Origin of the sequence: Mucilaginibacter endophyticus (assembly GCF_003351025.1) — a bacterium.
GTDB lineage: Bacteria > Bacteroidota > Bacteroidia > Sphingobacteriales > Sphingobacteriaceae > Mucilaginibacter > Mucilaginibacter endophyticus.
The window spans coordinates 1070977-1085646 of the sequence record NZ_QPCG01000002.1 but is presented as its reverse complement, the minus strand read 5'-3'; the positions used below and the strand labels follow the sequence as shown (position 1 = coordinate 1085646).

The window sequence follows — 14670 nt, the reverse complement described above, 5'->3', positions numbered from 1 at the left end:
TAACTATGAAAGTCCTGCTCGTTCTTATCATAAGTTTTGTTCTCAGCACCGTTATCTCGCGGTTGTTTATTGATGATTGGAATATCATGCTCAGCGGCAATATAGCCATGATGCTGATGCTCTGGTTTGCATCTTTGGGACATTTTATGTTTACCAAAGGTATGGTAATGATGATGCCTGCCTTTATCCCGTTTAAAGTTGCCTTGGTTTATTTAACCGGTATTATGGAGATAATCCTTGGGCCTTTATTGGTTGTTAATGCAACAAGGCATATCGCAGGTATTATTTTACTTGTTATGTTTGTGGTTATGATGCCCGCTAATATCAATGCTGCCATAAAACATGTCAATTTTGAAAAGGCAACTTATGACGGTAGCGGTACCGGTTACCTTTGGTTTCGCATTCCATTGCAATTGTTGTTCATATCCTGGATTTTATATTTTTCGTTAGGAATTTGATTAGGGATATATCTTATCTTTAAGCGATTAACCAATTATGAAAAAGATAACCCAAAACCTGCTGATCGTCCTGATCTGCGCTTTGTCTGCATCTGTCCGCGCGCAAACTTCAAGCCCTAAACAGCCATTTTTTCCGAAGGGAACTGTTTTATATGGCGATGTAAATTACGCGGGTGATACTTTGAAAAAACATTTGCTGGATATTTACCTGCCGCCGGTAGCAAAAGATAGCTATCCTGTTATCATCTGGATTCATGGTGGCGCCTGGATGCTGAACGATAAATATGCAGATATGGGCTACATGCAGAAAACCGTTCAGGGTTTTATTGATAATGGATATGCAGTTGCTTCTATTGATTACCGCTGGAGCACAACCGCGCCATTCCCGGCGCAAATTCAGGATTGTAACCAGGCTATCGAATTCCTGTATCAAAACGCTTCAAAGTATAAGCTCAATAAAGATAAGTTTGGGGTGATTGGCTTTTCTGCCGGAGGGCACCTGGCTTCGTTGTTGGCCTTATCAAACAATAACAATGTCAAAGAATTTTATCCCGGAGGAAACAAACCTCATTTTAAAATAAAACTGGCGCTCGACTTTTACGGACCATCAAATTTCCTGTCGCTAAAAGGCAGTGATGTTAATGATCCAAAAAGCCCGGTTAGTTTGCTGCTTGGTGCTTATGCGATTGAACGGCCCGATCTGGCCAATATCGCCAGTCCGGTTACATATATTGATAAAAACGATCCGCCATTCCTCATCGTTCAGGGTGAAAAGGACGAATCGGTCAATTATACCCAGTCGGTATTGCTAAGCTCTTATCTTAAACTTGCCGGAGTTAAAAATGAGATCATCATAGTACCTAACGCGCCGCATTATGGGGTAATGTTTGATGCTGAAGATATCAGAAAGAGGGTGTTTTACTTTATGGATGAATATCTGAAGTAATAACTGCAAACTGCTATAGTTTCGCTGCAGGTAAAAAATATGTTTCACAAACAATTTATCGAAACATAAAACCATAAATTTATCCCCTTGTAACTTCTACCCATGCTAAGAAAAGTAAATCCGAAGAAAAAAAGCAAACTCGTTAATATCCTTTTTGCAGGGTTTATAACTGGTACTCTTGACGGTATCGCGGCCATGATCCTGAATTATAAGCTTAATCCGGGCATTATTTTTAAGTTTATTGCCAGTGGTGCTTTCGGCCCAGCTGCTTTCGCGGGTGGGGTCGAAATAATTGTTGCCGGCGTTATTTTTCATTATGTCATCGCTTTCTTATTCAGCGCTGTGTTTTTCCTGCTTTATCCGTTCTTTTATAACGGCTTGCGCAATAAATATTTCGTAGCGATTATTTACGGCATAGCTACCTGGCTTATCATGAATTTGGGCGTGGTGCCACTCAGTAAAATAACCATGAAGCCAGGCTACCATATTCCGGTAAGTACTATTCTTATCGGTATGCTTACGCTGATAATTTGTATTGGTTTGCCGGTAGTGTTTATTGCCGACAGGGACAATAAGAAAATCGCATAGCTATGGATGCACAGGAAACGTCAACACTCGCCACCAAACGCCTGAATTTACGCGGGCTACTTGAATCAGATGCTCCGCAGATTTTAGCTATCCGTTCCAATTCTGAGGTTAATAAATATCTTGACCGCCCTAACGATACTACCATTGAACAGGCGCTGGCGTTTATTAGAAAGATAGAAGGTATTGTGAACAGTGGCAGCGGCTATTACTGGGGTATAACGCAAAAGGGGGAGAAGGGGCTTATAGGAACCGTTTGCTACTGGAACCTTCAGCCAGCTGATAATAAGGCAGAAATAGGGTATGAGCTTAATCCCGTTTATCAGGGGTTGGGTTACATGCAGGAAGCAGTTTCTGCGGTATTAGAAGTCGGTTTTAATAAACTGGGTTTTGAACTGATCACCGCGTGCCCACAAGAGGGGAACCAAAGTTCGATAAAGTTGCTGCAGAAGAAATGTTTTTCCCTCGCCGGTGATTTTACAGAAGAGGAAACCGGAAGTAAATATCTTGACTTCAGACTGGCCAAAGCTGATTATCTGGCTAACCATCCTTAAATGAAAAACCCGGTCGTGATAACCGGGTTTTTCGTGGATTTAAAATTTAAACAAAATGATCTGTGATTAAGGCATCATAATGCCGTTAATGCCGTGCACTACACCATTACTTGCCTCGGTGTCAAATGCAGTAACCAGTACCGCATTGCCTTTGGCATCGGTAATTTGCAGGTTACTTTTATCGTTTACAGATAAATGCAAGGTTTGCCCGTCGATAGTTTTCAGATCGGCCTTGCCCTTACCTGCCCCTAAAGCTTTAATGATATCAGCCTTGGTATATTTACCTGCAACTACGTGATATTTTAAGATAGGGGCAAATTTTGCCGGATCTTTCATCAGCGCATCAAACTGCGCTTTTGGCAATTTGCTGAAAGCTACATCATTTGGTGCAAATATGGTGAACGGACCCGGTGCCTGCAATGTTGGTTCAAGCTGTGCTGATTTTATTGCAAGTGCCATTGGCGCGAAATTAGTTGAAGTTGCCATAACGCTAACCACATCACCAGATGCGGCGGCTGTTGATGTGGCTGCAGGAGCAGCAGTTGTTTTAGCAGTATCTTTTTTTGTTGTATCCTGTGTCTGAGCCATCGCCTGGGTCGAGAAAAATCCGATAGCTACCGAAGCAACGGCTATTAAAACTGACTTTTTCATGTTCATCTTTCTTTCTGTTTTTGTTGGTGAATTAAAATGTAATGAGTAGCCGTTATGTCGATAATATTAATTAAAAGTTATTTATTTGGTTAATTACTATAGTTTAATAACTTGTAATTAGGCCAAATGGTTTTTAATTAATTAACATTTGTGGTTAAACACATGATGTTCAGGGGAGAAAAAAGAAATTAGATATGAGATTTGAGACGTGAGATTTGAGACAAATCCCTTCTGGAACGGCAAATTATACCTCTTTATAAACAGAAATGACTACTTAATTAAATCAAGTAGTCATCTCTGCTTATGTTGTTTTTTAAACGGGCTATTGCCTTGCTTTTTGCATCTCGTTAAACTTAGCAATGAGTTTATCAATGCTCTTTATATTGAATTTATGCTCATGGACCTGATCAACCAGGTCGGGTTCATCGCCCATAATATCGCTCATGATATCTTCAAAATTTTCGTCAGTAAGGCGTTTCATCCCGGCTGTAGATTCGCCGTAATAGTAAGTGGTTTTTGAACTGCCACGGCCACCGCCACCACCAAGATTAATGCCAATGCCGCCGCCAACACCGCCTCCATAGCCGCCTGTACCGTAGCCTGCGGAAACGCCCGGCGTAATGCCAAAACCGCTGCCGCCACCGCCTTTACCTCCTTTAGCCATGTACAACTTTACCGGTTCGTCAAGTACTACTTTAACAAAGTCGGTTTCTTCTTTAGTCCATGATTCGTTGGCTGGGGCGTGGGCTACCACAAAACTATCCTGGCCGGCAACAAATGACCTGAGGTCGCTGGCACTTAATTTATATGGATTGTTTTTTTCGTTTTCTCTAAACTCGATAAAGCCTTCGTCTTTGATAGGGCTTTTTCCTGGTGGATTAGTACGGATAAGCCCCGTTTCGCGGTTGCCTTTTACATCGGTAAAGCTACCTGGTTGCCATTTTTGCGATTTTGCTGATACAAAACACAGCATGAAAAATAAAATGATTAAAATTGAGCGCATAAGAAGTTCAGAGTATTGATACAAAGAACGCAAAAAATATAAATTTAATATGATCACTGTTGATTTACGAAGCGATACGGTAACCAAACCAACTCCCGGTATGCTTGAAGCCATGTGGAGCGCCAAAGTAGGCGATGATGTTTTTGGCGAGGACGAAACTATAAATGCCCTTGAGGCCAAAGCAGCTGCTATGTTTGGCATGGAGGCCGCTATATTTTGCCCGTCGGGTACCATGACCAACCAGATAGCCATTAAATGTTTTACCCAACCGCTTGATGAACTTATTGCCGACCAAACCGCACACGTTTACCGTTATGAGGGTGGGGGGATAGCCTTTAATTCGGCGGTATCAACCCGATTACTGAATGGTTACAGGGGGATTCTTACTCCTGAAATGATAGAACCTGAGATCAACGCGGAGAATATTCATTACCCGCATACCAGTTTGGTTGTGCTTGAAAATACTGTTAACAAAGGTGGAGGTAGCTGTTACACACTTGAGCAGATTAGGCCTATTGCCGAGCTATGCCAGGAGAAAGGCCTGAAGCTTCACCTTGATGGCGCCAGGATTTTTAACGCGTTAACCCATACCGGAGATGCCGCAGTTGATTATGGAAAATACTTTGACGGTATTTCGGTTTGCCTATCGAAGGGCTTAGGGGCTCCTGTAGGTTCGGTTTTATTGGCTGATAAGGAGACGATCAAATATGCCCGTCGCATTCGTAAAGTATTGGGCGGCGGCATGCGTCAGGCCGGTTTTTTAGCAGCAGCAGGTATCTACGCGCTCGACCATCATGTGGAACGCCTGAAAATAGATCACTCCCATGCCCGCATTTTAGGTGAGGAACTGAGCCGCCTGCCATGGGTGAGCAATGTGATCCCGGTTGAAACCAACATTGTGTTGTTTGATACCATTGAACCGGCCGCTGCCATACTTGCTAAGCTTGCTGGAAAAGGCATTAGAGCCAGTGAAACGGATAAACACCGAATTCGTTTTGTAACACATTTGGATGTTCACGCAGAGCAGGTTGAGTACACGATAGAGGTGTTGAAGTCGTTGTAAAACACCAAAATCATGTCATTGCGAGGAGGAACGACGAAGCAATCTCGTAGCTATGCATGTTGGACAAGCATTGACTACGAGATTGCCACGCTTCGCTCGCAATGACATAACTTATTGAGACTTTATATTTACCCTCTGTCCGCTGCCTGCCTTTCAACCATCCAGCCGGGATATTCTTTTGTGAGGGCGCTTACCTCATCAATTTTTTGAAGCTCATTTGCCGATAGCTCAAGTTCGATAGATTTCAGGTTGTCGTTTAATTGATTGATGTTTTTTGCTCCGATGATGGTGCTGGTTACACCTTTCTGTAAACGAACCCAGGCTAAAGCCACCTGTGCGGCAGATACATTATGTTGTTTGCCAATCTCGCTTATTACATCTATGATGTCATAAGCCTTGTCTTTATTTACAGGTGGAAAATCAAATGTATCACGACGTGAGTCCCCTGCTTTTTCGGTATCGCGGGTATATTTGCCCGATAAGAATCCTCCGGCCAGAGGGCTCCATGGCATTACGCCCAGGTTTAAATCTTCGGCAACCGGCAATACTTCACGTTCAATATCACGGCCAGCCAGCGAATAGTAATACTGTAAGCCTACGAACTTATTCCAGCCATTTTTTTCGGCTATGCCCGCGGCTTTCATTACCATCCAGGCAGGCCAGTTACAGCAGGCTATGTAACGTACTTTTCCGCTTAGTACAATATCGTTTAGCGCACGCATGGTTTCCTCAATAGGCGTGCGTTTATCTACGCCGTGCACATAAAGTACGTCGATATGGTTAAGTTGCAAACGTTTAAGGCTGGCATCAACCGAGTTGAAAATATGGAAACGTGAAAGACCTATGCTGTTTATGCCATCGCCCATTTTACCGCGTACTTTGGTAGCAATAACCAGTTCCTCGCGGTTAAAACCAAGGTCGATAATGGATTGGCCCAGTAAAATTTCGGATTCGCCCTGAGAGTAAACGTTGGCGGTATCAATGAAGTTAATGCCCGAGTCAACAACGGTTTTCATAAGTTCATTAACTCCGTCTTGTTTGAGTTGGCCTATGGCCGACCAAATGCCTTGTCCGCCGCCAAAGGTCATAGTGCCAAAGCAAATTTCAGATACCAGCAGGCCGGTACCTCCTAAAAAGTTGTATTTCATAAGTAGATGGATTTTGTGATGTGAAATTAGGCGTACTATTGCCGAATGTCAACCGGGAAAAGTCAGTAAAAGGTAAAGTTGATCTTGGTAACAAGGGTGTTACGGTAGTGTTAGTTGATTGAAATTATTGCCAGGTCATTTCTTTGGTTGGTATAATTGGTTGTAAAAAATACTCAAACCATACTTAGCCGATTTCCATTTTTCATCAAGCGCCGCGGGGGCAGGGCCGGGGCTTTGGGCAAAATTACCCGTAATGATATCCATATCACCATCACCGTCAATATCAGCTTTTTCAAGGGTGAGGGTTTTTATTGGTACATCACTTTTTTGAATGTATGATTTAAATATAAACTGGTCTTTATTAATGTTTTCAAGGTAGATGAAAGATTCATCAACCAATTTGCCAAATTCCGGGAAGAATGAAGTGGCTACAAAATCAATATCACCGTCTTTGTCAAAATCCTCGGCCAAAACCCTGGTTACGCCGTATATCGGGTAAAAAAACTTCTCCTTAAAAACATCAGCGCCCTGGTTTATTTGTATCCTGATGCCATGATACGCTTTCAGGATATTGGAGTAATCCGCATTATCACCATGTACAGTTACAATATCAGTTAGCCCGTCATTATTATAATCAACTAAAAGCAAGTCTGTTGTGCCATAGTCGGGCGGGAACCGTAGTACACGTTTGGCTTTAAACTTAAGGTTATCCTTTTGGTAAAAAATGTAAACACTTTCGTCGCCCTGCGAAAACATGGCCACTATATCTTTTTTCCCGTCGCCATCCATGTCTTTTATAAAGCACTTGATAGCGCCGGGTATAGGCAGTAGTACATCCTCAATATATTTACCCGCCTTGTTCTTTTTAAACAATGACAATCCACCGGTTTTATTGCCAAAGTTGCATACCACAATTTCCGGCACACCATCGTTATTCAGATCGGCAATTCGTGTATTTACAGGCCTATGTAAGGAGGTGATGATCGGTGTGCTGGTGGTATCATTAAGTTGCGCGTACATGCCCGTGCTTAGTTCGGTAGGGTATAGCTTACCTATTTCGGTTAAATAAATATTGTTTTGGTAGAAATTAAAATCGACAACCGGACTGGCGGTATTAGCTGTTTTAATAACTCCCTTGCCATATTGCCAGTTTAATACCTTGTTATAGTAATTGCCTATCCAAAGAGTTTTGGTTGTGTTATTGTATTTAAGCCCGGTAATAAGCGATGGAGTTTTATCGTCTATTTGTACGTCCTGTCTTACAAACCGGGTAAGCGGGCTATTTCGGGTGAGGCGTTTTTCGTCAAGAGTAATGCTGTCGGGGGCATTGCTGATGATGTAATCCTTGATCTTAGCCCAATCGGCCTCCGTACAAATGGGCTCTTCCGGGATGATATTATGTTTTTTTACAATGGCGCGCTCTTCATCAGATAATCCCCTGAGCGGATCATAATTTGGATAAATAATCCCCATCCTGGCGGCCATCACCGGTAGCACATGGGTAGCCCAGATATTTTTAGTGAGTCCCGCCGGATCGGGTGCTAAATGACAAACTGTACAATGCCGCAAAAACAAAATACGGCCTTCTTCATCCACTATTGTGGCGCTTGGTTTTACAGTGAACGAATTAAGGCTCAGGAGCCCGGTAATAACAAAAAATAATAGTAAAACCGTCCCCCTGATCCACATAGTAAAAGCTGTTTGCTTTTAACTACGTTCTAATTACCCAAATAGTTTACTCCCGCTGCTTTTAATTTTTTTATAACAGTTGATGCCACATCCCGCCCTTGCTGATTGCCGTTTACAATAGCATCCATAAAATGGATTCCTCCGTAAAAACGGGATAATGATGCTTCTTCGGCAGCTTGTTTGAATGATTTAAAATCGCGCGGCCCAACACCGTATGGGATTTCCGAATCATCGGTATAACTAAACTTATCGCCCAATAAATAACTCAGTACCCCCGCCGACGAATTTGACAATACCGCATGACCGCTTGGGTATTCCGGGAATGGTGGGGTTTGCAGCATGGGTACCCATTTAATATCAATGTATTTGTTGATATAAGTTTCGGGGCGGATGCCGTTGCTGCGATATTTCTCGTCCCAGCAGCTAATAAAAGCGTCCATTTCTGTCATGGCCACCAATGTTGTTACCTGTATGGATTTATCAAAACTAAGCCCGGCTTTTTTTACGGCAATACCGGTAATGTTCATCCAGTGCCCTCCGGGGCTGATCTTTTTAAAACCTATCATCATGTGGCCCGATGTGGTAACCGCGAAGGGGTTACAATCCCAAAAATTAGCTATCATAATTTGCTCGGCCGACATGTTTTTAGATACTTTGTACACCGCATAGGCCTCCTTATAAAACTCACTTGTGCTGTCGGTACTGAAAGCCGCAGGTCTTACGGGTACAAACTGGCTGGAGGAGTCGATAAACATAGGACGAATGGTTTTCCAGTTGGGTTCAACAGCCTCCATGTACATTGGCGGGGTAGGGAACCAGTTTTTACCACCTTTTATAGGCGAATACCTGAGCCTGCCGCTCAACTTGTTATAGTTATCTGATTTGGAATATTTGATAACTTTAGCAGCCATTTCTGTAGCGGCGGCTATAGATTGTTTGATCACATCTTCGCTGATGCCATTCTCTTTCAGTAAGGCTACATATTTATCTTCATCATCCTGTAGCATAAAGCCCGATGGCAACATTTGTTTGCCTGTTTCCAGGATGCAATACATCGCTGCTATACGGTAATCATATTTATCTGCGGTGATACTGATCTGGTTATCCTGTGTGTAACTTTTGATGAAATTACCCGCAGGCACTACATCTTTATTATTGAGGCTAACCAAATTATAAGCACCCAGAGTTACATAAGTATAATAACGCGAAGCGGCGGGAGGATTTACCACATCATGGATCATAACTGCCGAAATCGCATTTACAGCCTTGTCAATATGCAGGTATGGAAGGATGGGTTTTTTATTCTTTTGGGCATAGGCTGTAGTGCCTATCAACGCCAAAAACAATATGGATATTCGTTTGATCATTTTTTTAATCTTGCTTACAAGTCTTAAGTCTAATGTATTGAGTCGGACGTCAGTTGTTTTACTAAACTATTCTGCTATTTGATTTGAGGCTTTGGACTTAAGACTTAATATTTATAAAACTGCAGCGCCTGTCCTGATGCGCCAATCAGCACATAGTTTGCGCCATTAATTTTTATTTCAGTAGCCGATTTTACATCACCATTTACTGATAATCCCGCTGCGGGTTGGTTTTGATAGCTGAAGTTGCCCTTGCCATCGCCGGTAAGCAGGCAGCCGTAGTTTGCATCAAAACTGCCCAGTTTAAGGCGATTATCTGAATGATTGCCCAGTAGGAGCAGATCAATTTTGCCGTCATGGTTAAAATCGCCGGTGAGGATGTCCGATACCGATGAATATTGAACCTGTAAAGGCAAAGCCGATTTTACAAACTTACCACCCCGGTTCAGGAACATGCATGTTTCAACCTCGTTAGCTGTAAGTTTAGCGGCTTTGGCAAGTTCTTCTGGCGTGAAAATATCCTTCATCGTCGCGTCGCAATAAGCTTTGTACGAAGTGAAGCGTTTACGCATTGGGTAAATCTGGTCGTTCAGTTCATCGCGGCTTACAAAGGGATAGCTTACACCCTGTATATAAAAATTAAAGAACGGATCAATTGAGCCATTGCCATCAAAATCGGCAAAGTACATTTCAGCAGGTTCTGTTTGGCTGGCATGGATCTGGGTGTTTTCGCCAAGGTTGCCTGCAATAATATCTGGTTTGCCGTCACCATCAACATCGGTAACCGTAAGGGTATTCCAAAAACCGCTTACCGGATGATCAAAGTATTTAGCAGTTTCGTCAACAAAGCCTGTTTTTGTATTGGTAAATACCATGATAGGCATAAACTCGCCACATATGATCAGGTCCTTGCGGCCATCGCCATTCAAATCTACCCATTGGGCATCTTTAATCATGCCAATGCCGGTAAATGGAGCATCTGTAATTTCAAAATGACCACCGCCCGTGTTGGTAAGCAGATAACTTTTGGGTGCCGATGGATAGTAGCCCGGGGTAACGTTCGAGCCTACAAAAAGGTCTATCTTGCCATCGCCATTGTAGTCGCATGGGCGCACACATGATTTGCTGCTGCCTGTTAATACAGGTAAGGAAGTACTTGAAAAGCTAAAGTTGCCTTTACCATCATTCAGGTATAGTTTGTCCTGCAATTCGTTTGCACCGGGCTCCAACAATGAATATCCGCCTTTGGCTATGTACAGATCCGGAAAACCATCGCCATTGGCATCAAAGAATGCGGCAGCAGAAGTATTCTCCTTGTTAAGATCAGATATTTCCTGAACCGTATAAGTGCCGCCTGCTTTCTGAATGAATAACTTACTCGCTGTATTTTGATCGCCTGCTATGAAAAGATCTTCAAGACCATCTTTGTTTACATCAGCTTTAGCTATTACAGGTCCTGTTTTTGAACTCATGAACAGCATCAAAGGCTGGCGTTTAAAGTCGTTTATAGTATTTTCTGTATTGGTATAATCAATAGCAGGTTTCGCTAAACTGAAAATTGATTTAGTATTTGTTTTGCTATCGGTTTTAAATACCGGGTTTCCTGTTTTATAAGTTATATTTAAACGTTGGTTAGCTTTAACACCGGTTAGCAATTGTGAGGTTTGATCGGGCCAGATGATCCGCACGGAATCTACCTGTTGTTGATCGCCCAGACCAAAATTCAAAACGGTTGATACGCATGACAGATAGCCTCTGTTTGGATTAACTTCCTGGTATTGCACCTGCTTATTGTTATACACAAATACTTTTGAGCCAATAGCATTTGTATTACCTTCCGGTTGTTTAAGATTTATCGCGAGATAATTCTTTTTACCGGTTTCCATAGTCATGTTCTGCAGTATCGAAGCCTCATTGTTGATATTATTGGTAATGAGGTCAAGGTCGCCGTCATTGTCAAGATCAGCATAAACCGATCCGCTGGAAATACCGCCTTGATTGATTCCCCAATCCTGCTTCTTATCGGTGAAAGTGAGGTTATGGTTGTTTTGAAAAATATAGTTTGACAGGGTGGTAGAGGGCATTGCTTTAACCAGATCCATAAGCAGGAATGGCTCGCGGTCCATGGCCTTTTTAAGCTTGTAATCGCCCCAGTAGCGTAAAAAGTCTTTATTGGTATAATCGCGGAAGTAACCGTTGGATATAAAAATGTCTTTGTAGCCATCATTGTCAAAATCGGCAATGAGAGGGCACCAGCTCCAGTCGGTATTGGAAACACCCGCCAGCTGGCCAATTTCGCTGAATGTGCCATCTCCGTTATTAACCTGCAGCATATTACGCATGTATTGCTTATACAGGTTCTGGTTCAGCATCAGCTCAAATGATTCGTAATTTTCCTGCAATTGCAACAGCTTTTGACGACGATTGTCAGGCGGAAGCATATCAAGGGTCATCATATCAGGCAGGCCGTCGTTATTGATATCGGCAATATCGACCCCCATCGAAAATTGCGACAGGTGTTTGAAGCACTTTTTACTATCCTCGGTAAAAGTTCCGTTTCCGTTGTTTATGTATAGGTAGTCGGGTTCGTTGTAGTCATTAGTTACATAAATATCCTGTAAGCCATCTTTATTGATATCGGCAATGGCAACACCAAGGCCGAAGGTGAGGGGATTTTGAATGATGCCCGCTTTTTTAGATACATCGACAAAATGCCCGCCCTGGTTTTCAAATAATTTATTGCTGGCCAGTTCGTCGGTTTCTGCTTTAGCCTGGGCAAATTCAAGATTGCTGATCTTTTTTACGTTGTGGTTAAGCAGGAACATATCCAGCTTGCCATCGTTATTATAATCAAAAAATACAGCCTGAGTACTGTAGCCCGGATCATCAAGGCCGTACTGTTTGGCCATTTCAACAAATTTATTGTTGCCTTTATTAATGAACAGCTGGTTGCGGCGTTTGGCATTATCGCCAAGGCCGGAGTAACATACATAAATATCCAGAAGGCCATCGCCATTAACATCGGCCATGGTAACGCCTGTTTTCCAGTCGCCGGGCCTGCCTGCAAGGCCTGTACCTGCCTGCTGGGTAATGTCCTTAAATTTTAGATTGCCTAAGTTAAGGTAGAGCTTATTTTGACCAAGATTGCTGGTAAAAAACAAATCTTCGAGGCCATCATTGTTGATATCGCCAACAGCAACACCACCACCGTTGTACAGATATTCATAGGAGAGTACATTGAGCTTTTCGTCCTCAACCAGATCATTACGAAACCTGATGCCGGTTTCTTCCGGGGAGCGCAGCTTAAAAAGCGACTGCTGGGCGTTGCCGCGCATGCTTTGTAAAGTAAGCAGGGCAGCGGTGCAAAATGTAAAAGTTTTTAATCTTTTAAGTTTAAAATTAAAGAAGGGAGAAGAACAACACATCATCAACAGATTTTATTTTTCCGGGTTGCAGGGGATTTAAATTTAATTATTTGTATTGATAATTGCCACCGGATTATTAATCCTTTTTGTTGTAAAACTAAAAAACAAGGCTATGAAGCCATAGCCTTGTTTTTTTAAGGAATTTATATAGGGGTATTATTTATCCCACCATACGCGTGACGAGAATTTATCGCCACCTGATAATGAAGCCACCCCACTTGCCAAACCAGAAGGATTGGTTGATTGCAGTGTAATAGGATATAATACACGGCGTGGAATTTCAGTATCAAACTGAGAAGGATATTTAACAGCGGTTAAAGCAGGGAAACCTGATCTTCTCCAGTTAGTCCAGTTTTCGTTAAACATGAACAATGTTGAAGTTTCAACCCAGTATTCGTTATTGATCTGCTGCAAAGCCGATGCGCCAAGCGGGTGTGCTGCCACGTAAGAAACAATGTCTGCAGTGCTAACGGCAGCCGCTGCATTGATTTGTGATATCGACTCCATATCTGCAGCTAAAGCTCTAGCATAATGTGTAGCGGCTACACCTGTGTTCCATCCTCTTGTTGCTGCTTCGGCTAATAACAATTCTGTTTCGCCATAAGTTAAAAGCATATTGATAGTGCTTTTATCAACAGGGTTAATAGTAGCTGTTGCTGTATAGTAAACCTGTAAACGTGGGCGTGAATATTTACCAAGCGGTGCCGCAGCATCTTTATCAACTGCTGGATTGGCTGGTGTTGCACCCGGGTAGCCCGGAGCTTTTGATACGTCGGTAGCACCGCCGTTTAAATCATAACCGTTAGGTAAGCCAATTTGATTTGCGTAAGTATTGTCGCCGGCAACTGTTTCAGTTTCATTGGCTGCCTTACCGTTACCGCTTGCAATTTCGGCAATAGCGCTTACACGTGGGTCGGTTGTTGATTTCATGAAACTGATCAGGGTATTTGACCAACGTACTTCACGGAAATCGTCAACAGTTAATAATGCATTGACAATTGCATTTGAATAGCCGTTAGCATTATTGGTTTTCACCCTGGCGTTATCTGCAACACTGGTCATAGTGCCGGCTGCATAAGCCTTTTCAACGTACTTTTGAGCGGTAGCAGCGTCAACTTTGGTTAACCTCATAGCTAAACGCACCATTAGCGAGTAACCAAATTTTTTCCACTGGGCGATATTGCCGCCATAAAATAAATCAGATGATGGTACGTCTTTTGACGCGTCTAAACCGGTTAAGGCTGCATCCAGATCGCTTAACATTGAGGTATAAATAGCTTGCTGTTTATCAAACTTAGGGAAGAAAATACCTTGTTTAGCCATACCTGCTTCTGAATAAGGCACATCACCATAGGTATCGGTTACGCGTTGTATGATCAAAACCTTCATGATAGTGGCTATCTTATTCAGGTTTTCGTATCCGGTTTTACCATCGGTAAGGTTTTTCATTTCCTGTGCATAAGTTTCAGCGCCATAACCTTCGCTATAAACACGGCCTATGTAATCATTAAATGATCCGCTTTGTTGGTACTTATCACCGTTACCATAATAACTGAATGTTGAAGCCAGTGATTGCGTCCACATGCTCTGAAACAACAGTTGTGAGTAGCCCGTTTGTGAATAATTCAATTGTGCCTGTGCCAGCAAAAAGTTTGGATTAAACTGATCGGCCGTAGTAGCATTGGGGTCGGTATTTATCTTAGTGAAGTCCTTGGTACAACCTGTTGTAAACAACGTTGCTGCCAGGCAAAAACCACTATATATAAGTCTCTTTTTCATTGCTC

The 14670-nt window shown here is 42.6% G+C and carries 12 protein-coding genes; 5 read left to right on the top strand and 7 right to left on the bottom strand.

What is annotated here, in order from left to right; all coding sequences use genetic code 11:
- Positions 1-5: 5 nt before the first annotated feature.
- The 4 genes from DUL71_RS11960 (at position 6) to DUL71_RS11945 (ending at position 2543) form a co-directional block, all read left to right on the top strand.
- On the top strand, positions 6-458 hold the full coding sequence (locus tag DUL71_RS11960; protein WP_114938284.1) for a DoxX family protein: 453 nt from the start codon (positions 6-8) through the stop codon (positions 456-458).
- A 37-nt stretch (positions 459-495) separates the two neighbouring features.
- Positions 496-1404 carry an alpha/beta hydrolase gene (locus DUL71_RS11955; protein WP_114938283.1) on the top strand — a complete coding sequence of 303 codons (909 nt, stop codon included), beginning with the start codon at positions 496-498 and terminating at the stop codon, positions 1402-1404.
- A 102-nt stretch (positions 1405-1506) separates the two neighbouring features.
- Entirely contained in the window at positions 1507-1992 is a 486-nt protein-coding gene (locus DUL71_RS11950) for a hypothetical protein (protein WP_114938282.1), read from the top strand.
- A 2-nt stretch (positions 1993-1994) separates the two neighbouring features.
- Complete coding sequence (locus DUL71_RS11945) at positions 1995-2543, top strand: GNAT family N-acetyltransferase (RefSeq protein ID WP_114938281.1); 549 nt, start codon at positions 1995-1997, stop codon at positions 2541-2543.
- A 66-nt stretch (positions 2544-2609) separates the two neighbouring features.
- On the opposite strand, the gene DUL71_RS11940 is transcribed toward DUL71_RS11945, so the two are convergent.
- Entirely contained in the window at positions 2610-3194 is a 585-nt protein-coding gene (locus DUL71_RS11940; RefSeq protein WP_161964421.1) for a fasciclin domain-containing protein, read from the bottom strand.
- Between the two features lie 322 nt (positions 3195-3516).
- Complete coding sequence (locus DUL71_RS11935) at positions 3517-4167, bottom strand: hypothetical protein (protein ID WP_154402367.1); 651 nt, start codon at positions 4165-4167, stop codon at positions 3517-3519.
- A gap of 82 nt (positions 4168-4249) precedes the next feature.
- On the opposite strand from DUL71_RS11935, the gene DUL71_RS11930 reads away from it, so the two are divergent.
- Complete coding sequence (locus DUL71_RS11930; RefSeq protein WP_114938550.1) at positions 4250-5260, top strand: threonine aldolase family protein; 1011 nt, start codon at positions 4250-4252, stop codon at positions 5258-5260.
- Positions 5261-5388: 128 nt separating this feature from the next.
- On the opposite strand, the gene DUL71_RS11925 is transcribed toward DUL71_RS11930, so the two are convergent.
- From DUL71_RS11925 to DUL71_RS11905, 5 genes are all read right to left on the bottom strand, one after another.
- Positions 5389-6408 carry an aldo/keto reductase gene (locus tag DUL71_RS11925; protein WP_114938278.1) on the bottom strand — a complete coding sequence of 340 codons (1020 nt, stop codon included), beginning with the start codon at positions 6406-6408 and terminating at the stop codon, positions 5389-5391.
- Positions 6409-6543: 135 nt separating this feature from the next.
- Entirely contained in the window at positions 6544-8097 is a 1554-nt protein-coding gene (locus DUL71_RS11920; protein WP_114938277.1) for an FG-GAP repeat domain-containing protein, read from the bottom strand.
- A 29-nt stretch (positions 8098-8126) separates the two neighbouring features.
- Positions 8127-9464, bottom strand: coding sequence for a vanadium-dependent haloperoxidase (locus DUL71_RS11915; RefSeq protein WP_208645528.1), 1338 nt, complete (start codon positions 9462-9464; stop codon positions 8127-8129).
- A gap of 104 nt (positions 9465-9568) precedes the next feature.
- Complete coding sequence (locus DUL71_RS11910) at positions 9569-12796, bottom strand: VCBS repeat-containing protein (protein ID WP_114938276.1); 3228 nt, start codon at positions 12794-12796, stop codon at positions 9569-9571.
- A gap of 246 nt (positions 12797-13042) precedes the next feature.
- Positions 13043-14665, bottom strand: coding sequence for a SusD/RagB family nutrient-binding outer membrane lipoprotein (locus DUL71_RS11905; RefSeq protein WP_114938275.1), 1623 nt, complete (start codon positions 14663-14665; stop codon positions 13043-13045).
- Between the last annotated feature and the right edge of the window lie 5 nt (positions 14666-14670).